This window comes from Enterobacter sp. SENG-6 (assembly GCF_001605945.1).
Lineage (GTDB): Bacteria > Pseudomonadota > Gammaproteobacteria > Enterobacterales > Enterobacteriaceae > Enterobacter > Enterobacter cloacae.
The window spans coordinates 53093-78063 of sequence record NZ_LOMM01000002.1; the positions used below are offsets into that span (position 1 = coordinate 53093).

25 protein-coding genes and 1 pseudogene are annotated in these 24971 nt (G+C 56.1%); 15 read left to right on the forward strand and 11 right to left on the reverse strand.

The window, feature by feature from the left end:
* The 4 genes and pseudogenes from AX755_RS01130 to AX755_RS01140 form a co-directional block, all read right to left on the reverse strand.
* Positions 1 to 435: a TraX family protein gene (locus AX755_RS01130; RefSeq protein WP_257286778.1), complete on the reverse strand. Its 435-nt coding sequence runs from the start codon at positions 433 to 435 to the stop codon at positions 1 to 3.
* Between the two features lie 190 nt (positions 436 to 625).
* Positions 626 to 694 (reverse strand): annotated as a pseudogene (locus AX755_RS25955) (hypothetical protein); the annotation flags it as partial.
* Between the two features lie 270 nt (positions 695 to 964).
* Positions 965 to 1321, reverse strand: coding sequence for a hypothetical protein (locus tag AX755_RS01135; protein ID WP_029883585.1), 357 nt, complete (start codon positions 1319 to 1321; stop codon positions 965 to 967).
* Positions 1322 to 2426: 1105 nt separating this feature from the next.
* Complete coding sequence (locus AX755_RS01140) at positions 2427 to 3167, reverse strand: DUF4145 domain-containing protein (protein WP_029883584.1); 741 nt, start codon at positions 3165 to 3167, stop codon at positions 2427 to 2429.
* 633 nt (positions 3168 to 3800) lie between these two features.
* Here AX755_RS01140 and AX755_RS01145 point away from each other — a divergent pair.
* Positions 3801 to 5462 carry a putative transporter gene (locus AX755_RS01145; RefSeq protein ID WP_058661640.1) on the forward strand — a complete coding sequence of 554 codons (1662 nt, stop codon included), beginning with the start codon at positions 3801 to 3803 and terminating at the stop codon, positions 5460 to 5462.
* On the opposite strand, the gene AX755_RS01150 is transcribed toward AX755_RS01145, so the two are convergent.
* Entirely contained in the window at positions 5430 to 6176 is a 747-nt protein-coding gene (locus AX755_RS01150) for a GntR family transcriptional regulator (protein ID WP_013094792.1), read from the reverse strand. The two genes, AX755_RS01145 and AX755_RS01150, sit on opposite strands and share 33 nt — an antisense overlap.
* 222 nt (positions 6177 to 6398) lie before the next feature.
* Here AX755_RS01150 and AX755_RS01155 point away from each other — a divergent pair, with 222 nt between their 5' ends.
* The 4 genes from AX755_RS01155 to AX755_RS01170 all read left to right on the forward strand — a co-directional run bounded on the left by AX755_RS01155 (position 6399) and on the right by AX755_RS01170 (position 10117).
* Positions 6399 to 8021, forward strand: a complete 1623-nt coding sequence (locus AX755_RS01155) for an alpha-glucoside-specific PTS transporter subunit IIBC (RefSeq protein WP_058678972.1) — start codon at positions 6399 to 6401, stop codon at positions 8019 to 8021.
* Positions 8018 to 9340 carry a 6-phospho-alpha-glucosidase gene (locus AX755_RS01160; protein ID WP_013094794.1) on the forward strand — a complete coding sequence of 441 codons (1323 nt, stop codon included), beginning with the start codon at positions 8018 to 8020 and terminating at the stop codon, positions 9338 to 9340. The genes AX755_RS01155 and AX755_RS01160 overlap by 4 nt, the downstream gene beginning before the upstream one ends.
* Before the next feature lie 92 nt (positions 9341 to 9432).
* The gene (locus AX755_RS01165; protein WP_013094795.1) at positions 9433 to 9780 is read left to right on the forward strand and encodes a YidH family protein; all 348 of its coding nucleotides are present in this window, start codon (positions 9433 to 9435) and stop codon (positions 9778 to 9780) included.
* Positions 9770 to 10117: a DUF202 domain-containing protein gene (locus AX755_RS01170; RefSeq protein WP_062856153.1), complete on the forward strand. Its 348-nt coding sequence runs from the start codon at positions 9770 to 9772 to the stop codon at positions 10115 to 10117. The genes AX755_RS01165 and AX755_RS01170 overlap by 11 nt, the downstream gene beginning before the upstream one ends.
* 32 nt (positions 10118 to 10149) lie before the next feature.
* Here the strand turns inward: AX755_RS01170 and dsdA are convergent, their stop codons facing one another.
* The gene (gene dsdA, locus AX755_RS01175) at positions 10150 to 11436 is read right to left on the reverse strand and encodes a D-serine ammonia-lyase (protein ID WP_062856154.1); all 1287 of its coding nucleotides are present in this window, start codon (positions 11434 to 11436) and stop codon (positions 10150 to 10152) included.
* 17 nt (positions 11437 to 11453) lie between these two features.
* Positions 11454 to 12791, reverse strand: coding sequence for a D-serine transporter DsdX (dsdX, locus tag AX755_RS01180; protein ID WP_062856155.1), 1338 nt, complete (start codon positions 12789 to 12791; stop codon positions 11454 to 11456).
* Between the two features lie 204 nt (positions 12792 to 12995).
* Here dsdX and dsdC point away from each other — a divergent pair, with 204 nt between their 5' ends.
* Together dsdC and AX755_RS01190 are read left to right on the forward strand one after the other, a co-directional pair.
* A complete protein-coding gene (gene dsdC, locus AX755_RS01185) occupies positions 12996 to 13922 on the forward strand; it encodes a DNA-binding transcriptional regulator DsdC (RefSeq protein WP_062856156.1) in 927 nt (308 codons plus the stop codon).
* Between the two features lie 84 nt (positions 13923 to 14006).
* Positions 14007 to 15095, forward strand: coding sequence for a glycoside hydrolase family 5 protein (locus AX755_RS01190; protein WP_032618344.1), 1089 nt, complete (start codon positions 14007 to 14009; stop codon positions 15093 to 15095).
* Here the strand turns inward: AX755_RS01190 and emrD are convergent.
* From emrD to tisB, 4 genes are all read right to left on the reverse strand, one after another.
* Positions 14998 to 16182: a multidrug efflux MFS transporter EmrD gene (emrD, locus tag AX755_RS01195; RefSeq protein ID WP_023620624.1), complete on the reverse strand. Its 1185-nt coding sequence runs from the start codon at positions 16180 to 16182 to the stop codon at positions 14998 to 15000. The two genes, AX755_RS01190 and emrD, sit on opposite strands and share 98 nt — an antisense overlap.
* 175 nt (positions 16183 to 16357) lie before the next feature.
* Entirely contained in the window at positions 16358 to 17191 is an 834-nt protein-coding gene (locus AX755_RS01200; protein ID WP_029881854.1) for an EamA family transporter, read from the reverse strand.
* A gap of 62 nt (positions 17192 to 17253) precedes the next feature.
* On the reverse strand, positions 17254 to 17700 hold the full coding sequence (locus tag AX755_RS01205) for a GNAT family N-acetyltransferase (protein ID WP_013094803.1): 447 nt from the start codon (positions 17698 to 17700) through the stop codon (positions 17254 to 17256).
* A 64-nt stretch (positions 17701 to 17764) separates the two neighbouring features.
* Positions 17765 to 17854: a type I toxin-antitoxin system toxin TisB gene (gene tisB / locus AX755_RS24175; protein ID WP_020684667.1), complete on the reverse strand. Its 90-nt coding sequence runs from the start codon at positions 17852 to 17854 to the stop codon at positions 17765 to 17767.
* 488 nt (positions 17855 to 18342) lie between these two features.
* On the opposite strand from tisB, the gene AX755_RS01215 reads away from it, so the two are divergent.
* From AX755_RS01215 to AX755_RS01245, 8 genes are all read left to right on the forward strand, one after another.
* Positions 18343 to 18657, forward strand: coding sequence for a type II toxin-antitoxin system HigB family toxin (locus tag AX755_RS01215; protein ID WP_020684666.1), 315 nt, complete (start codon positions 18343 to 18345; stop codon positions 18655 to 18657).
* Positions 18657 to 19073 (forward strand): helix-turn-helix domain-containing protein, encoded by a 417-nt coding sequence (locus tag AX755_RS01220; RefSeq protein ID WP_028027984.1) that lies wholly within the window; start codon positions 18657 to 18659, stop codon positions 19071 to 19073. Before AX755_RS01215 ends, AX755_RS01220 begins: the two co-directional genes overlap by 1 nt.
* A gap of 146 nt (positions 19074 to 19219) precedes the next feature.
* Positions 19220 to 19318: an ilvB operon leader peptide IvbL gene (gene ivbL, locus AX755_RS25055; protein ID WP_071830013.1), complete on the forward strand. Its 99-nt coding sequence runs from the start codon at positions 19220 to 19222 to the stop codon at positions 19316 to 19318.
* Between the two features lie 104 nt (positions 19319 to 19422).
* Positions 19423 to 21111, forward strand: a complete 1689-nt coding sequence (ilvB, locus tag AX755_RS01225; RefSeq protein WP_062856157.1) for an acetolactate synthase large subunit — start codon at positions 19423 to 19425, stop codon at positions 21109 to 21111.
* 3 nt (positions 21112 to 21114) lie between these two features.
* The gene (ilvN, locus tag AX755_RS01230; RefSeq protein ID WP_001171659.1) at positions 21115 to 21402 is read left to right on the forward strand and encodes an acetolactate synthase small subunit; all 288 of its coding nucleotides are present in this window, start codon (positions 21115 to 21117) and stop codon (positions 21400 to 21402) included.
* 82 nt (positions 21403 to 21484) lie between these two features.
* Positions 21485 to 22078, forward strand: a complete 594-nt coding sequence (gene uhpA, locus AX755_RS01235) for a transcriptional regulator UhpA (RefSeq protein WP_013094809.1) — start codon at positions 21485 to 21487, stop codon at positions 22076 to 22078.
* On the forward strand, positions 22075 to 23580 hold the full coding sequence (uhpB, locus tag AX755_RS01240; protein ID WP_013094810.1) for a signal transduction histidine-protein kinase/phosphatase UhpB: 1506 nt from the start codon (positions 22075 to 22077) through the stop codon (positions 23578 to 23580). The genes uhpA and uhpB overlap by 4 nt, the downstream gene beginning before the upstream one ends.
* The gene (locus tag AX755_RS01245) at positions 23573 to 24892 is read left to right on the forward strand and encodes an MFS transporter (RefSeq protein ID WP_013094811.1); all 1320 of its coding nucleotides are present in this window, start codon (positions 23573 to 23575) and stop codon (positions 24890 to 24892) included. The genes uhpB and AX755_RS01245 overlap by 8 nt, the downstream gene beginning before the upstream one ends.
* The last annotated feature ends 79 nt before the right edge of the window (positions 24893 to 24971 follow it).

The window sequence follows — 24971 nt, forward strand, 5'->3', positions numbered from 1 at the left end:
TTAGGCGAAAGTATACTGTATCAGACCAATTATCCCCAGGTGACCGGCGGAAGCATAATAAAAGAAATTACGCGGCATGAAACGCTTGCGGCCCTCAGGACAGATTTTCCTGCAGAAGGGAACCACTGCCAGGGGGAATGCCAGAGTAGGCAGCGTGGCCAGTAATAATGTTTCTGCGGGCAGATCCAGGAGATGCGATAACCCGTTTAAACAAATCAGTGATAACACGACGCTAGCGACTGCCAGTCGCTTCACTTCGGTTATACCGCTGTCTGATAAGGTTATCATACTGATGGCCAGCGTAATTCCTGCCAGCCCGTAGCTTGCCGGCTGCAGTGGCCAAATCATGAGGGCCAAGAGCAGATCTCCGGTAAGCATTCTTTTCCGGCCGTACCGGTATTGCAGGGCAATAAGCTGTGTGACGCCTGCGAACACGAAAAGAATGTTCCACTAAGGCTGGTGATGCCAGTAGGCTTGGCTGAACACCTGCTGCGTGTTGAGTGCCCAGATCCACAACCGATTGGCTCTTTTCTGCAGTCGTTCCGGGGTGAGCTGTACGTTCATCGCCCATATTAAGCGTGAACAGGGGGAAGGCCATCCGGCCAATTGCATACATCGCCAGCCAGGCTGGCGACAGAGACACCGCATTGGTGTGGTCTATAATCATGGCCAGAAGTGTGAGAAGCTTGACCATATCAAGAGCAGCCGGACTGAGCTGGCTGGCGTTCCGGATGTTGTGAAGAATATCGGGTACTGAATGATTTATGCTGTATATTCCCCTGGCGACACGCGGTTAACAGCCAGCCCTGAAAATAACGCCAGAAAAAAATATCACCATATGTATTACAAAAGAAATACACCAGTATTCGAAATGTAATCACAATGGTTGATCTTTGCACTGACAACCATTAATATTGAGCTAAGGGTAGCCCTACTACCCTTAGCTCATACAACTTGCTACCGACTACTTCTGGTTTACGACCCAACGAACCAAACCTAACAACAATGTAGGGGCGGCGCAGACGCCAAAAGCAATGATACCAGTAGCCAATACTGGCGCTACCCCTGAAGACACCCCCAACCAGATTAGGATAGCCGTCAAGCCTGACATCATTACCCCGTTGTACATTGACTGCCATAAGGTAATACCTGTTCCAAGTAAAATACTGGTGGTTTCAAAAACCCAGCCGCGTTTCTTTTTCGCAGGAACAACCGGTGGTTCTTCAGGGGGGGGGACGGGACAGCCGTAGTAGTTGTTGATGGTGACTGGCGCGTTGTAGGTATTGTGATTTACTGCTTCTTTCAAGTTGTTTGTAGACATAATAGTCTCCTTTATTAGTGATTGATTTACTACTCCGATTTACAGCATTTAAAGTTTTCATTTAGAAACCTTCAGATTGTTTAAAAGTGGTTGGCAATAATAGCCACGTGATACTTCTTCAATAGTTGTCAGCTCATTTCATTTCCTTATTCGCGAAGCGCGAAAGTTGTTTTCAGGGTGAACTAATCCGGCCTCAGATAACGAGGGGAAAGATTCGTGGCTCTTTCTTCGGGCACAAAAAAAGCAGGCCCGGGCGCACCGGTGCCTGCTGTCTTGGCTGAGCCAACAGAACAGGGAACCGGATAGTATTATTCGAATCTGGGTTGCCCTGGCCTCTGTCGGCCACATGACAGTATTCTCTGTCATGTTCAGAATAAGGTCATCTTACCCTGAAATAAGCATGTTTGTCAATAGTCAACATGTATTTTTAGTTATTTTCTTTCTATTTCGCCGATTTCGCTATTGCGTCAACGATTACCACGTGCTAAGCACAACTTTCCGCTAACCCCTCACGAAGAGAATCCCCCCTCGCAGCTGCGTTGCCTGGCACAATGGGTCAGGTCTGTGCTTCTGTTACCATTTCCTGCGAAAACCGGAATAATGAAGTAAGCCAGTCAGCGGTGCAGATAATATTTAACTTAAGTGCAGATATCGCAATATGCCGGAACCAGCACGTAATGAAGCCAGCTGCGGTCTGACATTCACCGTCTGGCGAAATAAGACTGCAACAAAATCAGCGTCGAGTTGGGTGGTCATCTTTTTTGATTATAATGCCAGAGTGCCTGATGAATGTCAAAATATATTTCATTGCAGAGTTGACGTGTGTATTAAAATAGTATCTAAAAAAGTATCTCTTATTTAAGTTATACCTGATACTTAGTCATTCGTTACGTTTAGTTTATTTGTTGTACTCAGTGCATAACATACATGTGCATAAATACGTCGAACTAATATCGTCCTTAGGACTATCTTGCGGGTAAGTACGTTGTCCATTTGAACAACATTCCTTCAGATTCCTTTAGTCGGGATAGTTCTTCAACCTCTGAACTATCCCTCTTTATGATCTACGACTACTGCAGCCGTGAAGCATATACGGCCGGGTACTTCACTGATTTCCAAACTTGCGGTGCAAACGTCTGGTGAGGACGTCTATTGACTCCTTACGACCGGAAAAGAGGTCATTCACGACATACTCCATGATCTCAAAGGCCGCTTCGATATCGTCTGTGGTCACTTCATCATAGGTATGGCTGCCGGCATTGCCCAGGAATTTAATGGCCATCAGCGTGTCCATATAAGGGGCATATTGCCCGTCGAGAAGCTCAATGCGTTGATGAAGATTAATCCGTTTTTGTTTATTATTATGTTCTGGAATATCAATTGCCGTCAGCATTCTCTCAACCGAGATCCTGATTAAGTTGGCCGCAGAACCAGGCTGACTGAGATAGACAGAAAATGAGGCCATAAGAGGGTCCGTAATCACACCTGGACATTTTTCAGGAATAATAAAAGGGTGTAGTGAGGGTATAAAGCTCCGAGGTTTATACCAGGGATAACACTCGAGTTGATGAGTCCTGTCATTCCAGTCCTGATCCAAACCTCCCTTTCCTACACATGCGACAACTTCACCACAGCTCACCCGAGTACACCGCGCCATACAACTGAAAACCCTTGATACTAGCTCAGGTTCAAACCATTCTTCCTCTTCCAGTCTTCGGCTCTCAAGCGAATCATTTTTTTTGAAACTTTCTTGATCAATCTGCAGAGTTTTCTGACCACATGCCGGGCATGGCCACTCAACTTCCAAATCCTGACCAAAAGCAGCCGAAATTTTATGAACAGGCATTTATCTGGACTCCGTGTGTAATGGTGGTGGGATCTGAATCAGCATCTTCAACTTATAAAAAGCAGGGTTTCAAGATAAGCCATTAGCCGTTTTTGAAAAAGAGTCACGCCCCTCGATTATCGACATGTCGGATAAACGGGTTTTCGACTGTTCTCCATTTCCTGCCCTTTCCGTTTTCCGCTATTTCAGGAATCCTGAGACAGGCTGAGGGCAGTTTGTCACAGAACACAACATACAGCCCTCCCCTGCTGACCCCATCATCCAGGCAAAAACGATCCTTTTTCGATTCTTTCCCGATCCCTTTCTGCCAACCACCTCCGATTAATTATTTCCTTTTTATGGCATATTTCCAGAAACCGGAAATTCAGCGCGCACCGCTCTGCGGGTTTTTTCCGTGGTAATCGGCGGTGGTTGCCTGCATAAGGGAAAAGCGCGAACCGAGTGGCGGCTATGCCTACCCTGCTTAAAAATCTGTGCGGGCTGATGCCCTCACCCCGGCCCTCTCCCACAGGGAGAGGGTGAAAAGTTAAAGCCCTGCCCCGGCAGGGCTTTTTTGTGCGCCATCACCCATACAACGCCCTTCACCTCTGAGAGAATCCTTAACATAACTAAGGTTATGCAAGGAAGTGGATCATGAGTGATATCGCGTTAACCGTCAGCGTGTTGGCCCTGGTCGCTGTTGTTGGATTATGGATTGGCAACATCAAAATCCGTGGCGTCGGGTTTGGGATCGGTGGGGTGCTGTTTGGCGGCATTTTTGTCGGACACTTTGCTGATAAACTCGGGCTGGTTCTCAGCGCCGATATGCTCCACTTTACGCAGGAGTTCGGCCTGATCCTCTTCGTCTATACCATCGGCATTCAGGTCGGGCCGGGCTTTTTTGCTTCCCTGCGGGTTTCCGGATTACGCCTCAATCTGTTTGCCCTCGGCATCGTCGTAATGGGTGGACTGGTCACCGCTATCCTGCATAAACTCTTCGCCATTCCGCTGCCCGTGGTGCTGGGCATTTTCTCCGGGGCCGTGACTAACACGCCCGCGTTGGGTGCGGGCCAGCAAATCCTGCGCGATTTAGGTATCGAACCCGGCATTGTCGACCAGATGGGGATGAGCTACGCCATGGCTTATCCGTTCGGGATTTGCGGCATTCTGCTCTCCATGTGGCTGGTTCGGGTGCTCTTTCGCATTAACGTCGACAAAGAGGCGAAGGACCACGAAACCACGCTCACCAACGGCCATATGCCGATCAAAACCATCAACATCCGCGTCGATAACCCCAATCTGAACAACATGGCGATTCAGGACGTGCCGATCCTGAACAGCGCCAATATTATCTGCTCGCGCCTTAAACGTGACGAGATGCTGATGGTGCCCGCGCCTGGCACCATTATCCGGCAAGGCGATCTGCTGCATCTTGTCGGGCAGCCCGGGGATTTAAACAACGCGCGGCTGGTGATTGGTCAGGAAGTGGATACCTCGCTCTCTACCCGCGGCACCGACATGCGCGTGGAGCGTGTGGTGGTAACTAACGAGCACGTTCTGGGCAAGAAAATACGCGATCTGCAGGTAAAAGAACGTTACGACGTGGTTATCTCTCGTCTCAATCGCGCCGGTGTTGAACTGGTCGCCAGCCCGGAAGCCAGCCTGCAGTTCGGCGATATTCTTAACCTGGTCGGGCGTCCGTCGTCCATTGACGCCGTGGCGGATATGGTCGGTAACGCTCAGCAAAAACTGCAGCAGGTACAAATGCTGCCGGTGTTTATCGGTATCGGGCTGGGCGTGCTGCTTGGCTCCATTCCGCTGTATATACCGGGGTTCCCGGTTGCCCTCAAGCTGGGTCTGGCGGGCGGGCCGCTGATTATGGCGCTGATCCTCGGTCGAATCGGCTGTGTCGGTAAGCTCTACTGGTTTATGCCGCCGAGCGCCAACCTGGCGCTGCGCGAGCTGGGCATTGTGCTGTTTCTGGCGGTCGTCGGGCTAAAATCCGGTGGCGATTTTGTCGATACGCTGGTCAGGGGGGAAGGGATGAGTTGGGTCGGCTACGGCATCTTCATCACCGCGATCCCGCTGCTGACGGTCGCCATACTGGCGCGAATGTTCGCTAAAATGAACTATCTGACGCTGTGCGGCATGCTGGCGGGGTCGATGACGGATCCACCGGCGCTGGCCTTTGCCAATAGCCTGCACGCCACCAGCGGCGCGGCGGCGCTGTCGTACGCTACGGTCTATCCGCTGGTCATGTTCCTGCGCATCATCACCCCGCAGCTACTGGCGGTGCTGTTCTGGGGGATGAGTTAGCAGGTCGTCCGGGTGGATGCGCCGCAGATGGTAGTCCACCTGGTAATCACTGGTATTTCGGAACATCACGGAATAGTTAAGGAACTCGCCGCTGTCGCTGTAGGAGAGAGAGGTAATGCGCAGCAGTGGCGTTTGCTCCGGCAGATTCATGTAACCAGCGAGTTGTTTATCGGCCAGTACCGGCGTCAGGCTCTCGTAATTGCCGCTGATTGTAATTCCGCACTCCTTCTCGATGTAATCAAACTTTGACCCTTCCAGATGCGCCAGCGAGAGGTTGCGAAACAGCTTCACGGGCATAAAGCTGTCCTCCAGCATCAGCGGTTTTCCGTCCACGTAGCGCACCCGGCGGGAAAAGTAGATCCGCTCATCCACCTGGATCCGCAGCTGGCTGGCGATGGCGGGCGGGGCGGGCATCACTTCAAACTGCAACACCTTGCTCTGTACCTCTTTGCCCTGCTGACGCAGTACCTCCACCAGCCCGGTGAGGTTGGTGGTTTCATGGTGCACATCTTTGCGTGCTACAAACGTCCCGCTGCCGTGTCGCCGCTCAACCAGCCCCCAGCTCACCAGCAGATCCAGCGCCTTGCGAATGGTCATGCGCGCCACGCCAAACTCCTGCGCCAGCGCTTTCTCACCCGGAATGGGGCTGCCGATGTTGTAGTCCGATGAATTCAGCCGTAGCCGTAATCGGTCGGCAATGGATTTGTAGATCACCAGTAGACCTCTCTGCCTGTATCAGGGCGTGGATTGCATCCTGACATGTCCATATTTACAGCGAAAAGTAGACCTGATTGGTCAAAATAAAACCATGAATGCGATCACGAATCGCAGCGGCACGCCATGTTCGCGCATCAGTAACTTCTTATGCTCACCTCAGGCCAGCACAAAACCATAAAGGCCTCTCTCCCCTACAGGTTGTTACGTGAGGATTTAAAGATGCTCAGTCAAATACAACGTTTTGGTGGTGCCATGTTTACCCCGGTGTTGCTGTTTCCCTTTGCCGGGATCGTGGTGGGAATCGCCATCATGCTTCGCAATCCGCTTTTCGTGGGCGAAGCCTTAACGGCTCCTGATAATCTGTTCGCGCAGATCGTGCACATCATTGAAGAGGGCGGCTGGGCGGTGTTCCGCAATATGCCGCTGATTTTTGCCGTTGGCTTACCGATTGGTCTGGCGAAACAGGCGCAGGGCCGCGCCTGTCTGGCGGTGCTGATCAGCTTCCTGACCTGGAACTACTTCATCAACGCGATGGGGATGACCTGGGGCCACTTCTTTGGCGTCGACTTTTCCGCCGAACCGACGGCGGGAAGCGGGCTGGCGATGATTGCCGGGATCAAAACCCTTGATACCAGCATTATTGGGGCGATTGCGATTTCCGGTATTGTCACTGCGATCCATAACCGCTTTTTCGAGAAACCACTGCCGGTTTTCCTGGGCATTTTCCAGGGCACCTCGTTTGTGGTGATTATCGCGTTTTTCGTCATGATCCCCTGCGCCTGGCTGACGCTGCTGGGCTGGCCGAAAGTGCAGATGGGCATTGAGTCCCTGCAGGCGTTCTTACGCTCCGCCGGTGCGCTCGGTGTCTGGGTGTATACCTTCCTGGAACGCATTCTGATCCCAACCGGGCTGCACCACTTCGTCTACGGTCCGTTTATCTTTGGCCCGGCCGCCGTTGAGGGTGGGATCCAGGTCTACTGGGCGCAGCATCTTCAGGCGTTCAGCCAGAGCACGCTGCCGCTGAAAACCCTGTTCCCGGAAGGTGGTTTCGCGCTGCACGGTAACGCTAAGGTGTTTGGATCGGTCGGGATTGCGCTGGCGATCTGGTACACCGCCTCACCAGAAAACCGCGTCAAGGTCGCGGGCCTGCTGATCCCGGCCACGCTTACCGCCGTGCTGGTGGGGATTACCGAACCGCTGGAGTTTACTTTCCTGTTTATCTCGCCGTTGCTGTTTGCCATTCACGCCGTGCTGGCGGCCACCATGGCGACGGTGATGTACACCTTTGGCGTGGTGGGCAACATGGGCGGTGGCCTGCTGGACCAGTTCCTGCCGCAAAACTGGATCCCCATGTTCCATAACCACGCTTCAATGGTATTCACCCAGATCGGCATCGGCGTCTGCTTTACCGGCCTTTACTTCGTGGTCTTCAAAACGCTGATTGAGCGTCTGAACCTCAAAACCCCGGGTCGTGAAGAGAGTGAAATCAAACTCTACAGCAAGGCCGACTATAAGGCGGCGCGCGGGCAAACCACCGCCCCGGCTGCCGCCAGCCAGCAGGTCGGCCAAGCCGCCGGATTCCTGCAGGCGCTGGGCGGCGCGGCCAACATCGAAAGCATCAACAACTGCGCCACCCGCTTGCGTATCGCGCTGGTCGACATGGCGCAAACCCAAAGCGATGAGGTGTTCAAAGCCCTCGGCGCACACGGCGTAGTGCGACGCGGCAACGGCATACAGGTGATCGTTGGCCTGCACGTTCCGCAGGTGCGCGACCAGCTGGAATCGCTGATGAAAACCCCTTTAACGAATGAACAAACCACCCTGACAGAGGCTATATCATGAAAAAATTCTCAGTTGTCATTGCAGGCGGCGGCAGCACCTTTACGCCTGGTATCGTCCTGATGCTGTTAGCCAACCGTGACCGTTTCCCGCTGCGTGCCCTGAAGTTTTATGACAACGATGGCGCACGTCAGGAAACCATCGCCGAGGCGTGCAAAATTATCCTTAAGGAACAGGCACCGGAAATTGAGTTTAGCTACACCACCGATCCAAAAGCGGCGTTTACCGATGTGGATTTCGTGATGGCGCACATCCGCGTGGGCAAATACCCGATGCGCGAAAAAGACGAGAAAATTCCGCTGCGTCACGGTGTGCTGGGTCAGGAAACCTGCGGCCCGGGTGGGATCTCTTACGGCATGCGCTCCATCGGCGGCGTACTGGAACTGGTGGATTATATGGAGCAGTACTCCCCGAACGCGTGGATGCTGAACTACTCCAACCCGGCGGCGATTGTGGCGGAAGCGACGCGCCGCCTGCGTCCGCATGCCAAAATTCTCAACATCTGCGATATGCCAATCGGTATTGAAGGGCGCATGGCGCAGATTGTCGGCCTGAAAGACCGCAAACAGATGCGCGTGCGTTACTACGGCCTGAACCACTTCGGCTGGTGGACATCGATTGAAGATCTGAACGGTAACGATCTGATGCCGAAACTGCGCGAATACGTGGCGAAACACGGCTATGTTCCGCCTTCGGAAGATGCGCATACCGAAGCGAGCTGGAACGATACCTTCGCCAAAGCCAAAGACGTGCAGGCGCTCGATCCAGATACCATGCCAAACACCTATCTGAAGTATTACCTGTTCCCGGACTACGTGGTCGCGCACGCCAACCCGGAGCGGACCCGCGCCAATGAAGTTATGGATCACCGTGAGAAGCATGTATTCAGTTCGTGCCGGGCGATTATAGAAGCCGGAAAATCCTCTGCCGGGGAGCTGGAGATCGACGAACATGCCTCGTACATCGTCGATCTGGCGACGGCGATTGCCTTTAATACCCAGGAGCGGATGCTGCTGATTGTGCCAAACAACGGGGCCATTCATAACTTCGATGCCGACGCGATGGTGGAAATTCCGTGTCTGGTGGGTCATAACGGGCCAGAGCCGCTCACCGTGGGCGATATCCCGCACTTCCAGAAAGGGCTGATGAGCCAGCAGGTGGCGGTGGAAAAACTGGTGGTGGATGCCTGGGAGCAACGCTCGTACCAGAAACTCTGGCAGGCAATCACCTTGTCAAAAACCGTACCGAGCGCGTCGGTCGCGAAAGCGATTCTGGATGACCTGATCGAGGCCAATAAGGATTACTGGCCAGAGCTGCATTAACTCTCCTGACCGGCATCGCCTGATGCCGGTCTCCTTGTCCTGGCCGATTTACGCTATGCTGAAGCCTGCCTGCCGCATGACAAGGAGCCTTCATGAAAATTTCCCGCCTCGGTGAAGCCCCGGACTACCGCTTCTCGCTGGCCAATGAACGTACATATCTGGCGTGGATCCGTACCGCGCTGGGCTTTCTGGCCGCCGGCGTCGGTCTTGATCAGCTCGCGCCCGATTTCGCCACGCCGTTGATTCGTGAAGTGCTGGCGCTGCTGCTGTGCCTGTTTGCGGGCGTACTGGCGATTTACGGCTATCTGCGCTGGCTGCGTAACGAAAAGGCGATGCGCCTGAAGCAGGATCTGCCCTATACGCGTGGGTTACTGATCATCAGTGCGATTTTGCTGACAGTGGCGGGCGTGGTGATGGTGCTGGTGGTGTATGGCGGATAGTCGCAAAGCGCGGCGCGAAGCGGACCCCGGCCTGCAGCCGGAGCGGACGTCGCTGGCGTGGCTGCGCACGCTGCTGGGGTATGGCGCGCTGATTGCCCTGGCGATTCAGCACAACTGGCACCGCACGGGGCTACCCTTCTGGATCTCACTGGTTGTGCTGGCGCTGGTGGCCATCATTTTATGGCGCTATACCCGCAGCCGTAACGTGATGGACGTGGCGCAGGACGATTTTGTGCAGCCGAAGGCGGTGCGGGATAAGTTCCTCATCGCCCTGGCCGTGCTGTCGCTATCACTGCTGTTTGCGGTAACCCACATTCAACAAATTGTGCACCTGTAGGCCGGGTAAGGCGCAGCCGCCACCCGGCATAATTACTTCCCTTTCGCCAGATACTTCGCCATCTCGTCTTCCGGCACCATGCCGCCGCCGGTCGCCCACACCAGATGGGTGACGTTGGCATCAGCCTGAACACGCAGCGGCCCGGCCATGCCCGCCAGCGCCGATGGCTCCAGACGAATCCCTTCCTCCTGCGCCAGCCAGCCGAGCATGTCATACATGCTTTGATCGGAAAGGGTATAGAACCCGTCGAGCAGACGTTCCATCGCGCGGCCGACGAAGCCCGACGCGCGTCCGACCGCCAGCCCGTCCGCTGCCGTCACGTTGTCGATACCCAGATCCTGCACGGCAATCTCATCGTGCAGGCCGGTATAAACCCCCAGCAGCATGCACGGGGAGTGCGTGGGCTCGGCAAAGAAGCAGTGAACGTTGTCGCCAAACGCCAGCTTCAGACCAAACGCCACACCGCCAGGACCCCCGCCAACGCCGCACGGCAGATAGACATACAGCGGGTGCTCTGCATCCACCACACGGCCCTGTTCGGCAAACTGCGCCTTCAGGCGCTCGCCGGCAACGGCATAGCCCAGGAACAGGGTGCGGGAGTTTTCATCGTCGATAAAGAAGCAGTTCGGGTCGTTTTCCGCCGCTTTTCGCCCTTGTTCCACCGCCACGCCATAATCCTGCTCATATTCCACGACGGTAACGCCATGGCTGCGCAGTTTGGCTTTCTTCCACTCGCGGGCGTCGGCGGACATATGTACCGTCACCTTAAAGCCGATGCGTGCGCTCATGATGCCGATGGACATTCCCAGGTTGCCGGTTGAACCCACCGCAATGCTGTACTGGCTAAAGAAGTCTTTAAAGCGCGGTTCCAGCAGGATGCTGTAGTCATCTTCAGTGCTCAGCAATCCCGCTTCCAGCGCCAGTTTTTCCGCGTGGGTCAGCACCTCGTAGATGCCGCCGCGCGCTTTAATCGAGCCGGAGATGGGCAGATGACTGTCTTTTTTAAGCAGCAGCGTTCCGGGAAGAACCTTGCCAGATTCTCTCTCCAGCCGTTTTTTCATGGCCGGAATAGCAACCAGCTCAGATTCGATAATCCCGCCCGTTGCCGCGGTTTCCGGGAAGGCTTTCGCCAGATACGGCGCGAAGCGGTTGAGGCGCGCATGCGCGTCGTCCACGTCGGCTTTGGTCAGCCCGACATAGGGCAGCCCTTCTGCAAGCGAAGTGGTTCGCGGGTTAAGCCACGTGGTCTCTTTCAGAGCCATCAGATCCTCAACCAGAGGAAACTGTGCGGTTAAAGCAGTGATAGTTGCGTTTTCCATAATACGTCTCGTCGCGCTCAGATAATGAAAGAAAGCAGGAATGTGCCGCCAAGTGCAAGCACCGAGGCGATAAACGTCGCCGTCGTATAGTATTTGAAGGTCTCATTCAGGCTCGCGCCGCAGTATTGCTTGACCAGCCAGAAGAGGGAATCGGTCACGATCGTGCAGCCAATAGCGCCGGAACCGATGGCAATGGTGATGATCTCCGGGCTTACGTTCGGGTAGAGCGGTAGCACCGGCGCCACTATTGCGGTCGCACCCATCATCGCGACCGTAGCGGAGCCTACAGCGGCATGCAGCACCAGCGCCACCAGCCAGGCGAGCAGGATCGGATGCATGTGCAGGTTCGAGAGAATATGCGCCAGCGAATCTGCCAGCCCGCTGGTTTTGAGAATAGCGTTGAACGCGCCACCGGCACCAATAATTAACAATATGTTCGCGATAGAGCCAAAGCCGTGCTCCGTATGGGTCAGCATTGCGCCCATGCCCATATGCTGGCGGATCCCCAGCAGATAGTAGGCGACAAATACAGCGATAAACATTGCCGTGATCGGGTTGCCGATAAACTCCAGCAGGGTATACAGCGTGCCTTCCTTCGCCATATTGAGCTCAGCGAGGGTCTTCACCAGCATCAGAACAATCGGCAGCAGCACCGTAAACAGCGTTGCCCCCAGCGACGGCAGGGTATGCTCCTCCCGCACCTTCAGGTCGGAAAATTCTGCCGGAACCGGTTTATACGGCAGACGGTTGCCGAGCAGTTTCAGGAACAGCGGGCCACCAACCAGAGATGCCACCAGACCCACCAGCAGGCCGTAAACAATCACCGTTCCGACGTCCGCACCTAATTTGTTGGTGACAAACAACGCAGCCGGATGCGGCGGTACCACGCAGTGCACCGCCATCAGTGCGGTACAGAGCGGAATGGCAAGCTTAAGCAGCGACGTATTCGTCTTTTTGGCGATAGAAAACGCCAGCGGGATCAGCAGTACCACGCCCACTTCCACGAACAGCGTAATACCGCAGATAAGACCCACCAGCACCATAATGACGTCCGCTGACAGCCAGCGGCAGCGCTGTAGCGTGATCCCGATGCGCTCCGCCGCACCGGAGACTTCCATCATCTTACCCAGAATGGTACCCAGGCCGATGACTGCTGCCAGGAAGCCCAGCGTACCGCCAATCCCGCTTTCAATGGCGTTCACCATATCCAGTGGGCTCATCCCCATCATCGCGCCGACGAAAAAGCTCGCCAGCAGCAGCGCGAGGAACGGGTGAAACTTCAGTTTTACGATGGTTAAAACAATCAACACAATGCTGACAAGCAGCGTTACCACAACCCAGACCGGCGATCCCATATCTCACCTCACCCTTATGTCATCTGTGGGTATTGGACGAAAAAACGGCGTGAGCTGACAAACGATAAAAATTGCCGTTCAGGTGAGCCAGATTGGATCAACTGAGTGACTGAACTCAAAAAAGCGCACTTATTTCGCTGTTGGTTCACATAAATTCATGCCTGGGCGGTATGCTGGGCGCAGAAATAACGTGTGAGAATTGTGATGACCGATGCGAATGAAGTCAGAAACCGGCTGCTAAATGGCTGGCAACTGTCAAAAATGTACACTTTTGAAGTGGCTGCCCGGCATGAATCCTTCGCGCTGGCGGCGGCGGAACTGTCGCTCAGCCCCAGCGCGGTGAGCCACCGCATCAACCTGCTGGAAGAGGAGCTGGGCATTCAGCTGTTTGTCCGCTCGCACCGTAAAGTTGAGCTGACGCAGGAGGGAAAGCGCGTTTACTGGACCCTAAAATCATCCCTCGACACCCTGAATCAGGAGATCCTGGATATTAAAAACCAGGCGCTGTCCGGTACGCTGACGGTGTATTCCCGGCCGTCAATCGCCCAGTGCTGGCTCGTCCCCATGCTGGGGGATTTTACCCGCCGCTATCCGTCGATATCTCTCACCATTCTCACCGGCAATGAGTACGTCAATATGCAGCGAACCGGCATCGATCTGGCCATCTATTTCGACGATACGCCGCCAAACTACCTTTCTCATCATTTCTTGATGGACGAGGAGATTTTGCCCGTCTGCTCGCCCGCATATGCTCGCGAGCATGCGCTGTTGAAAAACCCCGATAACCTCAGCCACTGCACGTTACTGCACGACCGTCAGGCCTGGAGTAATGATTCCGGTACGGATGAGTGGCTCAGCTGGGCGCAGCATTTTGCGATGAATATGCCGTCATCATCGGGTATTGGCTTCGATCGTTCCGATTTAGCGATAGTGGCAGCCATGAATCATGTGGGCGTGGCGATGGGGAGAAAGCGGCTGGTGCAAAAGCGCCTTGAGCGGGGCGAGCTTATCGCCCCGTTTGGCAACAAGACCCTCAAATGCCATCAGCACTATTACATCTCAACGCTTACCGGCCGTCAGTGGCCGAAAATTGACGCTTTTATTGGCTGGCTAAGAGAACTGGCAGGCTGAAGAATTATTACGCTTTGACGCTACACCAAATGCGAGAAAGCGTGCTAAATACAGGTAATGCTTTTGATTTATCCAGGGTAAGCCGTGTTAAAGCCTCTTATTGCGACCGCGTTACTTCTCTCTTCCGGCTGGGCGATAGCCGCCGAGCCGCCGCTGACGGCTGCGCTTTATGCACAAAAGCTGGGTGTGGGTATGGACGTGGACTGGGCGCGCACCGAGCGCGGGATACGGGAATTCGACCCGCTGGTGGTACGCGACTTTCGCGCGAAAGGCATCAGCCATGTGCGTATTCGTGTGGCCGATGAGCCGACCGAAGCACGGCTGATCCACCTGCGTAAGCTGGTGGAAGCCTGCGAGCAGTACGGCGTGATCCCGATTATCGCGTATCAGGCGGACAGCTATAAAAACGATCCGAAAGCCGATAACGAAAAAGAGGTTACCGACTGGTGGATTGCCGTGGCGCACTATTTCGGCAAACGTTCGCCGCTGCTGGGCTTTGACCTGATTTATGAGCCTGCGGACAAGCTCAACCACAACGCAGCCTCGCTCAACCGGGTGTATGAGAAAACCATTAAGGTCATCCACAGCATTGATGCGGACCGGATGATCTTCATCGCTCCTCGCCTGCGTGCGGCCCCCGAAGATCTCCCCAGCCTCAAGCTGCCTGCGCACAGCCAAAACTTCCTGCTGGCGGAGTGGCATATCTTTCCGTGGGGGCCGCTGAAAAATAACGGCAAATACCCGTGGACCTCCGGTACGGCGGCGGAGAAAGCGGCGATTCACAATCGCATCGCGACGGCGCTGCGCTGGCAACAAAAAACCGGACACGTCAGCTGGGTCGGGGGCTGGGGCGTGGGGGAGTCAAACCGCTTTACACCCACCGCGTCGCAAATGGCCTTTGCCACGTTTATGGCCTGCGAGCTGCAAAAGGCGAAAATACCCTACGCGATTAACGCCGATTTCCAGTTTTATGACGGAGAGGAGGGGGCCTGGCGGCCAGCGCCAGAGCCGCTGCTGGAGGCGATGATTGCCCCGGCGTGTGAAAAGCCCGGCGAGAAGCCGGGCCATCATGCGGTTAAACAGGCTGCTCGTGGTGGGGAACACGCGACGCCAGCGGCAGCCAGCACAGCAAAATCAGTAGCCCCATCAGCGTCATCAGTAAACCCAAACTAGCCTGCCCGGTTTGCGGCATCATGGCCGAGAGCCAGGCCAGCGCGCCGGAACCGATGTTTTGCAAACCGCCCACCAGCGCACCCGCCGTACCCGCGAGGAACGGGAACGGCTCCATGGCGCCGCTGGTGGCAAGCGGGAACAGCATCCCCGCGCCGAAGAAGAACAGCGCCGCCGGGATCAGCAGCGTCCAGACGGTCATTACGCCAAACAGACCCGGGATCCACATCATCAGGCCAGCCAGCAGGCAGCTGATTACAGACTGCCACATCAGCGTTGAGAAGCGTTTGTTCTGACGTCCGGCGAACCAGGCCCCAAAGAACGCCGCCGGGATCGGCAGGATAAACAGAATACTCACCACCATACTGCTCAGGCCAAGCCCCGCTCCCAGCAGCACGCCGGAGCAGGCTTCGAACACCGCAATGCCCGCCAGACCGCCGATCAGCATCAGCAGGTAACAGGTAAAAGCCCCGTTGCCGAACAGCGTTTTGTAGCTGGCGAGAAGCTTCGTGCGCGGTGCGTCCTGGGGACGGGTTTCCGGCATCCAGCGCGCCATGCTGAAGGTGACAATCACGCACAGCACCAGCAGGAAGGCATAGCAGGCGCGCCAGGACCACATTGTGTCCAGCAGGCCGCCAATCAGCGGTGCCAGCAGCGGGCTGACCAGAATACCCATATTCAACAGGCTGTTGGCATGGCGGAGTTGCGTGCCCTGATACATATCGCGCGGTAAGGTACGCGCCATCACCCCACCGACGCCCGTGCCTACCCCCTGCAGCGCGCTGGCGGCAATCAGTACGGTCAGGCTATGGGTGGTAATAGCAATCACCGTCGCGACCATGAAAATGCACATGCCGGTCAGAATGACCGGACGGCGGCCAATGCGGTCGGACAATGGCCCGTAGAACAGCTGCGAAACGCCATAGGTCAGCAGGTAGGCGGCCATCACGCTTTGTACCGCGCCCTCGCGGACGTTAAGTTCCTTTGCCATGTCGGCAATCGCCGGAATGTAGATGGTTTGCGCCATCTGACCGACGGCCACCAGTAACACCAGCATCAACAATAAGTTAACGTTCCTTTGTTTTTTCATGTCGCTGAATACTTTTGCCAAAAGAGAAAAATGAAGAATAAGTGACTACGCATTCCCATAAATGCGCGAGGAATCTACCACAATGAGATGACAAATTAAGCATTGTCATGATGAATGAAAAAAAGGATTAAGGCAGGTTTTGTAAACAAGAACGGCAACTAATGTTGCCAGTGAATTACGCCAGACGCAGCAGGATCGCACCGGCTGCAATACCCAACGCGGCAGCGATGCGCAGACCGGCAACCTTTTCTTTTAAAAGCACAAATGCGATCAGCGCACCGAAGAGTATAGAGGTTTCACGCAGCGCAGCGACAACCGCCAGCGGAGCCTGCGTCATCGCCCATAAGGCCAGGCCATACGAGCCCATGGTTCCCACCCCGCCGAGCAACCCCTTTTTCCAGTGCAAACGCAGGTAGCTGGAAGCTTCGCGGCGTCGCGCCACCATTGCCCAGCACAGCAGGCAGAAGCCGTTCATAAAGAAGGTCCACAGCGTATAGCCCAGCGCGGTATCCGATAAACGTACGCCCGTTCCGTCCACCAGCGTATAGCCGGCGATAAAGCAGGCGTTCAGCAGTGCCAGCCAGATCCCTTTGCGGGACTGCAGTCGGCCATTTATCGCCATCGCTAGGATCGACAGGCAGATCACCCCGATGCCCGCCCAGGCGAGCCAGGAGAGGCTATCCCCGAGCACCAGCACGCTGATCAGCGCCACCAGCAGTGGGGCTGTTCCGCGCATCAGCGGATAGGTCTGGCTCATGTCTGAGACCTGATACGTCTTCGCCACCAGTACCGTGTACACCACCTGCAGCGCGCAGGAGACCACTAAAAATGGCCAGCTGGCTACGGAGGGTTGAGGAGAAAATGGCAATAAAACCAGTGCAATGAGCGTGGCGGAGCCGCTAACGCTGATCGCCGAGTAAAGCTTATCCGTTCCGGCTTTGACGATGGCGTTCCAGCTGGCATGCAGCAGTGCGGCGAACAGCAAAATACAGAAAACGGAGAGGGTCATGGCGTCTTTGGCGGTGAATTGTCACTCAACTGTAACATTCACGACCTGATGTCGCCAGCCAGCTACACCGCGCAAAAGAGACGATGGGTAACCCGTGGCTCGTCTGACACCAGCCTGAAGCCTGCCCGACGGTAGAAGCCGCAGGCCGTATCGGGTGCATGGGTATTGAGGAAATCAAACCAGATGCTGGCATCGGCCATCACCACCGTTAACAGCTGTTTACCAATGCCCAGACCGCGGCACTTCTCGCTGACATAAAGATGGCGAATACGTCCGGCACGCGGCTGCTGGCTGAACGGATCGCGGTTAAGGCCGCAGACGCCCACCAGCTTGCCGTTTAAAAAGGCACCCAGCAGCTTTTCACCCGGCGCGTTAAAGCGGTTTTCACCACGCTGCCAGTTCTCTTCCAGCCTGCGCAGCATATTGAAATTCGCCGCGATGCTTTCGGCTTTCAGCGCGATATACCCGGGCTCTTCCGGCGTGATGGGTTCAATTAACAGACGCGACATAGCATTCCCTCGTTATTAAAGAGGGGCGGTTGCCCGCCCCTCTCAGGTGCGACTTGAACCTGAATCACCGAAGGTATTTCAGGACAGCATCAAGCAGTTGCAGAACAGCAACAATGAGTTTGAGGATAAGTATCACCATATCCACTACGCTCATACGCGTCTCCTTTTGGTAAAAAGGAGCACGATGCTGGCGTACCTTTCCGCCGCCTGTTGCCAGCACCTCGATTGACGTAACACAGTGTGCTCACTTCAGAGGGTTAAGGCACTGACGGCACCACCCGTTTCAGCCAGGACTTCGTTGCGCCGGTAGAACTGCGGCCCCCTCGCTCACTGCGAACATCCTCAGTATAGATAAATACTGTATGCATGAACAGTATTTTGTGGACAAAATTCGAAACCCATTCCATACTCAAAAACGTCAAAATCCGTGCCGGAATTGCGCGTTCGTCTTCGATCGCATATACTTCGTGCGTTGACGTAACACAGTGTGTTCTGCGGCAACCAACCGCAAAACCCTGAAAAAACCTCGCTCCGGCGGGGTTTTTTGTTTTCTGCTTTCTGTACCGAACGGGATGCTGGTTGACTTATTGGCAACGACTGCTATTGTTGCCATAATGGCAACGGACGCGGCAGGCATGCAGTATGCATTTAATCTCGATGAAGGCAATTTTGGATGCGGTTATCCAGTTTCCGCAGCACAGGGAAGAACTCCTCGTTTTGGGACGCACTCTTGAAAAGAGTCATTGCCCAACACCTGCTGCGTTAAAAAAACTATTTCCGACGCTGGATAACTTCAAGTATCTGGATAAGCATTATGTTATTGATATTGCGAACAACAATCTTAGGGTAGTGGCTCTCATATTCTTTGAAAGCCAAAAGTTTTATGTGCGCCATGTTTTTACTCATAAGGAATATGACCGTTTTACGGAAAAACATCGCACTAAGGGGAAGAAATGATGATCGTCGCTGATGCAATGAAAGCTACGCATGCCCTTGTTGAGGCCGTTCCTCTATTGGGAGAGCAGCCGAGCGAGAAAGATTATAACGATGCACTGGAACTGGTTGAGTATCTGCTTATTAACGAACCTAATAGCCCATTGCTGGATATCGTGTGCGCCAGAATCAGCCGTTACGAAGCCAATCGGCCAGAGATCGTCGCGTTACGCAAGGAGATGGAACTCGTGCCTGTCGGTATCGCGGTTTTAAGAACCTTGATGGATCAGTATAAACTGACAACATCTGATTTTCAGGATGAAATTGGTAGTAAATCAATGGTTTCAAGGGTTCTGAATGGTCAGCGACAGCTTACTCTGAACCACATTAAAAAGCTGGCGTCCAGATTTGGTGTTTCACCAGCACTATTTATTGAATAAGGCAAAACGGCTTTTTTGCTTTCATCACCCAACAAACGAAATGTGATCCCTGACGCATTTTTGCGCAGATGAAAATATTTCCATTGTCACGCCCGAAAACCTGTGTTTGTATAAATTCAATCAATGATTCCAAACACAGGTCCCCCATGACTGCATCCATGAACACCGCGACCCTACTAAAAACTGCGCAACCAGCCGCAGTGGTCGTCGTGCGTGTGGTGGTGGTCGTCGGCAATGCGCCGTAGGGACTGGATCAACACACGAATCCAAAACCCCGCCGGCGCAAACCGGGCGGGGTTTTTCGTTTAGGACTCCTCCCCGGAAAGTCGGCCCATAAAAGGACTGGAGCATGGCAAGTTCGGGCACAACATCCACCAAGACGCGTTTTACAGGCGCGCAGCTGATTGTTCATTTACTGGAACGACAGGGCATTACCACGGTTGCGGGTATTCCGGGCGGTACGGTGCTGCCGCTGTATGACGCGTTAAGCCAAAGCACGCAGATCCGCCACGTGCTGGCGCGTCACGAGCAGGGAGCGGGTTTTATCGCTCAGGGCATGGCACGTACGCAGGGTAAACCGGCAGTCTGTATGGCCTGTAGCGGTCCGGGGGCGACCAACCTGGTAACCGCCATCGCCGACGCGCGTCTCGACTCCATTCCGCTGATTTGCATTACCGGCCAGGTGCCGTCCTCAATGATCGGTACCGATGCGTTCCAGGAAGTGGATACCTACGGCATCTCTATCCCCATCACCAAACATAACTATTTAGTTCGCGATATTACCGAGCTTCCTCAGGTTATCAGCGATGCGTTCCGCATTGCACAGTCCGGACGTCCAGGCCCGGTGTGGATAGACATTCCTAAGGATGTCCAGACCGCAGAAATTGAGATCGACGTCCTGCCGGAGCCGGGCGAGCGAGCACCCGCGCCAGAATTCAGCGCTGAGAGCGTGCGCGATGCCGCGGCCATGATCAACGCCGCTAAACGTCCGGTGCTCTATCTGGGCGGCGGGGCAATCAATGCCGCAGATGAAATCCGTCAGTTCGCTGAAAAAGCCAACCTGCCTACCACCATGACCCTGATGGCGCTCGGCATGCTGCCCAAAGCACACCAGCTGTCATTAGGAATGCTGGGCATGCACGGCGCGCGCAGCACTAACTACATCCTGCAAGAGGCGGATTTGCTGATTGTGATGGGCGCGCGTTTTGATGACCGGGCGATTGGTAAAACCGAGCAGTTCTGCCCGAACGCAAAAATCATTCACGCGGATATCGACCGCGCCGAGCTGGGTAAAATCAAACAACCGCACGTGGCGATTCAGGGAGACGTGGCCGACGTGCTGGCACAGCTGATCCCGCAAACGGACGCAACTGACCGCGCCGACTGGCGTCAGATGGTGGCGGATCTGCAACGCGAGTTCCCGGGCGCGATCCCAACCGAAGGCGACCCGCTGAGCCACTACGGGCTGATTAACGCCGTGGCCGCCTGCGTGGACGACAGCGCGATTATTACCACCGACGTTGGGCAGCACCAGATGTGGACCGCCCAGGCCTATCCGCTGAACCGTCCGCGTCAGTGGCTGACCTCCGGTGGCCTGGGAACCATGGGCTTTGGTCTGCCTGCGGCAGTTGGTGCGGCGCTGGCGAACCCGGACCGCAAGGTGATCTGCTTCTCCGGTGACGGCAGCCTGATGATGAACATTCAGGAGATGGCCACCGCGGCCGAAAATCAATTAGACGTTAAAATCATCCTGATGAACAACGAGGCGCTGGGGCTGGTACATCAGCAGCAGAGCCTGTTCTACAAGCAGGGGGTGTTTGCGGCAACCTATCCGGGGATGATTAACTTTATGCAAATTGCCGCCGGTTTTGGCCTGCATACCTGCGATCTGAACGCAGAAGAGGACGCCCACGCAGCGCTGCAGGCGGCGATCTCTCGTCCGGGCCCGGCGCTGATCCACGTCCGTATTGACCCTGAACAAAAAGTGTATCCGATGGTGCCGCCGGGTGCGGCAAATACTGAGATGGTGGGGGAATAAGCCATGCAGAAACAACATGAAAACGTCATTCTGGAACTCACCGTCCGCAACCACCCTGGCGTCATGACCCACGTCTGCGGGCTGTTTGCCCGTCGCGCGTTTAACGTCGAAGGCATTCTCTGTCTGCCGATTCAGGGCAGCGAGCACAGCCGCATCTGGCTACTGGTCAATGACGATCAGCGTCTGGAGCAGATGATGGCCCAGATCGACAAGCTGGAAGACGTCACCAGAGTGGCGCGCAACCAGTCCGATCCCACCATGTTTAACAAAATTGCGGTGTTCTTCGAATAGATCGCTTAAGGTAAGCGTCTTTCGCTCTTGTAGGCCGGATAAGCGCAGCGCCATCCGGCGTTTTCAGACCGCAGGAACAGACATGACCACCATCGCTCTCATCGACGACCACCTTATCGTTCGCTCCGGCTTTGCCCAGCTTTTAAACCTCGAACCGGATTTTCAGGTGGTGGCAGAGTTCGGCTCGGGGCGCGAGGCGCTGGCGGGCCTGCCGGGGCGTGGCGTACAGGTCTGTATCTGTGACATCTCAATGCCAGATCTCTCCGGGCTGGAGCTGCTAAGTCAGTTACCGAAAGGGATGGCGATTATCATGCTCTCGGTTCATGACAGCCCGGCGCTGGTGGAGCAGGCGCTCAATGCCGGTGCGCGTGGGTTTCTGTCAAAACGCTGTAGCCCGGACGAGCTGATTGCCGCCGTGCGCACCGTCTCGACGGGCGGCTGCTACCTGACGCCGGATATCGCCCTCAAGCTGGCGGCCGGACGTCAGGATCCGCTTACCCGGCGTGAGCGTCAGGTGGCAGAAAAACTCGCGCAGGGGATGGCGGTGAAAGAGATTGCCGCCGAACTGGGTTTGTCGCCCAAAACCGTGCACGTTCACCGCGCTAACCTGATGGAAAAACTCGGCGTCAGCAACGACGTCGAGCTGGCGCGCCGTATGTTCGATAGCTGGCAATGAACCCGTTGATTTCGCGGCTGATCGCCGTTGTTGCCAGCTTTTTTATCTTCTCTGCCGCCTGGTTCTGCCTGTGGAGCATCAGCCTGCATCTGGTGGAACGCCCGGAGCTGGCGGTGCTGCTGTTTCCCTTTGGCCTGCGTCTGGGGCTGATGTTGCAATGCCCGCGCGGCTACTGGCCGGTTTTGTTGGGCGCAGAGTGGCTGATGCTGATCTGGTTGTCGCAGGAGGTCGCCCTCGCGCATCTACCCTTATTGATGACCGGAAGCCTGCTCACGCTCCTCCCGGTTGCGCTGATTTCCCGCTATCGTCACCAGCGCGACTGGCGCACGCTGCTGCGCCAGGGGGCGGCGCTGATTGCAGCAGCGCTGCTGCAATCCCTGCCGTGGGTAGGCGAAAAGGAGATGCTTAACGCCCTGCTGCTGACCCTGACCGGCGGCCTGACGCTGGCACCCACCTGTCTGGTTTTCTGGCACTATCTCACCAGCACTGTCTGGCAGCCGCTCGGGCCATCGCTGGTCTCCCAGCCGGTTAACTGGCGCGCCCGGCATCTCATCTGGTATCTGCTGCTGTTTGTGGTGAGCCTGTGGCTGCAGCTTGGCCTGCCTGCTGAGCTTTCCCGTTTTACCCCGTTTTGTCTGGCGCTGCCGATCATTGCTCTCGCCTGGCATTACGGCTGGCAGGGGGCGCTGATCGCCACACTGATGAACGCCATCGCGCTGATTGCCAGCCAGACCTGGCACGATCACCCGGTCGATTTACTGCTCTCTCTGCTGGCGCAGAGCCTGACCGGGCTGCTGCTCGGGGCAGGTATTCAGCGCCTGCGTGAGCTGAACCAGTCCCTGCAAACCGAACTGTCGCGCAATCGCCGCCTGGCAGAACGCCTGCTGGAGACCGAAGAGAGCGTGCGCCAGGAGGTAGCGCGCGAACTGCACGACGACATCGGCCAGACCATTACCGCCATTCGCACCCAGGCGGGTATCGTCCAGCGCCTGGCGGCGGATAACGCCGGGGTGAAGCAGGGCGGGGCGCATATCGAACAGCTCTCTCTTGGCGTGTACGATTCGGTGCGTCGCCTGCTGGGCAGGCTGCGTCCGCGCCAGCTGGACGATCTCTCTCTGGAACAGGCGGTGCGCTCCCTGATGCGCGAGATGGAGCTGGAAAGCCGCGGAATTGTCAGCCATCTCGACTGGCGCATTGATGAATCATTGCTGAGTGAAGGCCAGCGCGTCACGCTGTTCCGCGTCTGTCAGGAAGGGCTGAACAATATCGTCAAACACGCCAACGCCAGCGCGGTGACGCTGCAGGGCTGGCAGCAGGATGAAAGCCTCAGGCTGGTGATTGAGGACGACGGCTGCGGCCTGCCGCCGGGCTCGGGGCAGCAGGGGTTTGGCCTGGCGGGCATGCGCGAGCGCGTGAAGGCGCTGGGCGGCACGCTGAATATCTCCTGCACCCACGGGACGCGCGTCAGCGTCAGCCTGCCGCTAAGGAGCCATCATGTTTAAAACCCCCGCAAACGCCGCGCCGATAGGCAACAAAGCGGAGATCGACGCCCGCTACCGCTACTGGCGTCGTCATATCCTGATCACTATCTGGCTCGGCTACGCGTTGTTCTACTTTACCCGCAAAAGTTTCAACGCCGCCGCGCCAGAAATCCTTGCCAGCGGCGTGATGACGCGCACCGATATCGGCCTGCTGGCGACGCTGTTCTACATCACCTACGGCCTGTCGAAGTTCTTCTCCGGCATCGTCAGCGACCGCTCCAACGCCCGCTATTTTATGGGTTTTGGACTAATCGCCACCGGCGTGGTGAACATTCTGTTTGGCTTCTCCACCTCGCTCTGGGCCTTTGCCCTGCTGTGGGCGCTGAACGCCTTTTTCCAGGGCTGGGGCGCGCCGGTCTGCGCCCGCCTGCTCACGGCGTGGTATTCGCGCAACGAGCGCGGCGGCTGGTGGGCTATCTGGAACACCGCGCATAACGTCGGTGGCGCGCTGATCCCAATGGTGGTCGGTGCCGCGGCGCTGCACTACGGCTGGCGCGCGGGGATGATGATTGCCGGTGGTCTGGCGATCCTGGCCGGGTTGTTCCTCTGCTGGCGGCTGCGCGACAGGCCACAAACCGTGGGGCTGCCCGCGGTGGGCGACTGGCGGCACGATGAAATGGAAGTGGCGCAACAGCTTGAGGGGGCGGGGCTGACGCGCAAAGAGATCCTCACCAAATACGTGCTGTTAAACCCGTATATCTGGCTGCTGTCGCTTTGCTACGTGCTGGTCTACGTGGTGCGCGCGGCCATCAACGACTGGGGTAACCTGTACATGTCCGAGACGCTGGGGGTGGACCTGGTGACCGCCAACTCGGCGGTGACGATGTTCGAGCTGGGCGGGTTTATCGGCGCGCTGGTGGCGGGCTGGGGCTCGGATAAGCTCTTCAACGGCAACCGTGGCCCAATGAACCTCATCTTTGCGGCAGGAATTTTACTCTCCGTCGGTTCGCTGTGGCTGATGCCGTTCGCCAGCTACGTGATGCAGGCGGCGTGCTTCTTTACCATCGGCTTCTTCGTGTTTGGCCCGCAGATGCTGATCGGCATGGCGGCGGCAGAATGCTCGCATAAAGAGGCGGCGGGTGCGGCGACGGGCTTCGTCGGGTTGTTCGCCTACCTGGGCGCGTCCCTCTCCGGCTGGCCGCTGGCGCGGGTGATCGACATCTGGCACTGGAGCGGTTTCTTTGCCGTGATCGCCATCGCGGCGGGGATATCGGCCCTGCTGCTGCTGCCGTTTTTGCATGCGCAGGCGCCGCGTGAAGCCAGTGTGATGTGATGCGCCTCACCTTTTCACCCCGAGTGGCGCAAAACTAAGAAATTTTCCCGGTTTTACCTGGACGCTGTCTCAGGCATCT

What these genes read in the sequence shown, in the direction of transcription:
- uhpB (WP_013094810.1), top strand. Translation starts at nt 22,075, where the DNA reads ATGAACCCGTTGATTTCGCGGCTGATCGCCGTTGTTGCCAGCTTTTTT.
- AX755_RS01200 (WP_029881854.1), bottom strand. Translation starts at nt 17,191, where the DNA reads ATGACCCTCTCCGTTTTCTGTATTTTGCTGTTCGCCGCACTGCTGCAT.
- AX755_RS01135 (WP_029883585.1), bottom strand. Translation starts at nt 1,321, where the DNA reads ATGTCTACAAACAACTTGAAAGAAGCAGTAAATCACAATACCTACAAC.
- AX755_RS01220 (WP_028027984.1), top strand. Translation starts at nt 18,657, where the DNA reads ATGATCGTCGCTGATGCAATGAAAGCTACGCATGCCCTTGTTGAGGCC.
- dsdA (WP_062856154.1), bottom strand. Translation starts at nt 11,436, where the DNA reads ATGGAAAACGCAACTATCACTGCTTTAACCGCACAGTTTCCTCTGGTT.
- AX755_RS01245 (WP_013094811.1), top strand. Translation starts at nt 23,573, where the DNA reads ATGTTTAAAACCCCCGCAAACGCCGCGCCGATAGGCAACAAAGCGGAG.
- ilvB (WP_062856157.1), top strand. Translation starts at nt 19,423, where the DNA reads ATGGCAAGTTCGGGCACAACATCCACCAAGACGCGTTTTACAGGCGCG.
- emrD (WP_023620624.1), bottom strand. Translation starts at nt 16,182, where the DNA reads ATGAAAAAACAAAGGAACGTTAACTTATTGTTGATGCTGGTGTTACTG.
- dsdX (WP_062856155.1), bottom strand. Translation starts at nt 12,791, where the DNA reads ATGGGATCGCCGGTCTGGGTTGTGGTAACGCTGCTTGTCAGCATTGTG.
- AX755_RS01145 (WP_058661640.1), top strand. Translation starts at nt 3,801, where the DNA reads ATGAGTGATATCGCGTTAACCGTCAGCGTGTTGGCCCTGGTCGCTGTT.
- tisB (WP_020684667.1), bottom strand. Translation starts at nt 17,854, where the DNA reads ATGAGCGTAGTGGATATGGTGATACTTATCCTCAAACTCATTGTTGCT.
- AX755_RS01170 (WP_062856153.1), top strand. Translation starts at nt 9,770, where the DNA reads ATGGCGGATAGTCGCAAAGCGCGGCGCGAAGCGGACCCCGGCCTGCAG.
- AX755_RS01140 (WP_029883584.1), bottom strand. Translation starts at nt 3,167, where the DNA reads ATGCCTGTTCATAAAATTTCGGCTGCTTTTGGTCAGGATTTGGAAGTT.
- AX755_RS01155 (WP_058678972.1), top strand. Translation starts at nt 6,399, where the DNA reads ATGCTCAGTCAAATACAACGTTTTGGTGGTGCCATGTTTACCCCGGTG.
- AX755_RS01215 (WP_020684666.1), top strand. Translation starts at nt 18,343, where the DNA reads ATGCATTTAATCTCGATGAAGGCAATTTTGGATGCGGTTATCCAGTTT.
- dsdC (WP_062856156.1), top strand. Translation starts at nt 12,996, where the DNA reads ATGACCGATGCGAATGAAGTCAGAAACCGGCTGCTAAATGGCTGGCAA.
- AX755_RS01205 (WP_013094803.1), bottom strand. Translation starts at nt 17,700, where the DNA reads ATGTCGCGTCTGTTAATTGAACCCATCACGCCGGAAGAGCCCGGGTAT.
- ilvN (WP_001171659.1), top strand. Translation starts at nt 21,115, where the DNA reads ATGCAGAAACAACATGAAAACGTCATTCTGGAACTCACCGTCCGCAAC.
- AX755_RS01160 (WP_013094794.1), top strand. Translation starts at nt 8,018, where the DNA reads ATGAAAAAATTCTCAGTTGTCATTGCAGGCGGCGGCAGCACCTTTACG.
- ivbL (WP_071830013.1), top strand. Translation starts at nt 19,220, where the DNA reads ATGACTGCATCCATGAACACCGCGACCCTACTAAAAACTGCGCAACCA.
- AX755_RS01165 (WP_013094795.1), top strand. Translation starts at nt 9,433, where the DNA reads ATGAAAATTTCCCGCCTCGGTGAAGCCCCGGACTACCGCTTCTCGCTG.
- uhpA (WP_013094809.1), top strand. Translation starts at nt 21,485, where the DNA reads ATGACCACCATCGCTCTCATCGACGACCACCTTATCGTTCGCTCCGGC.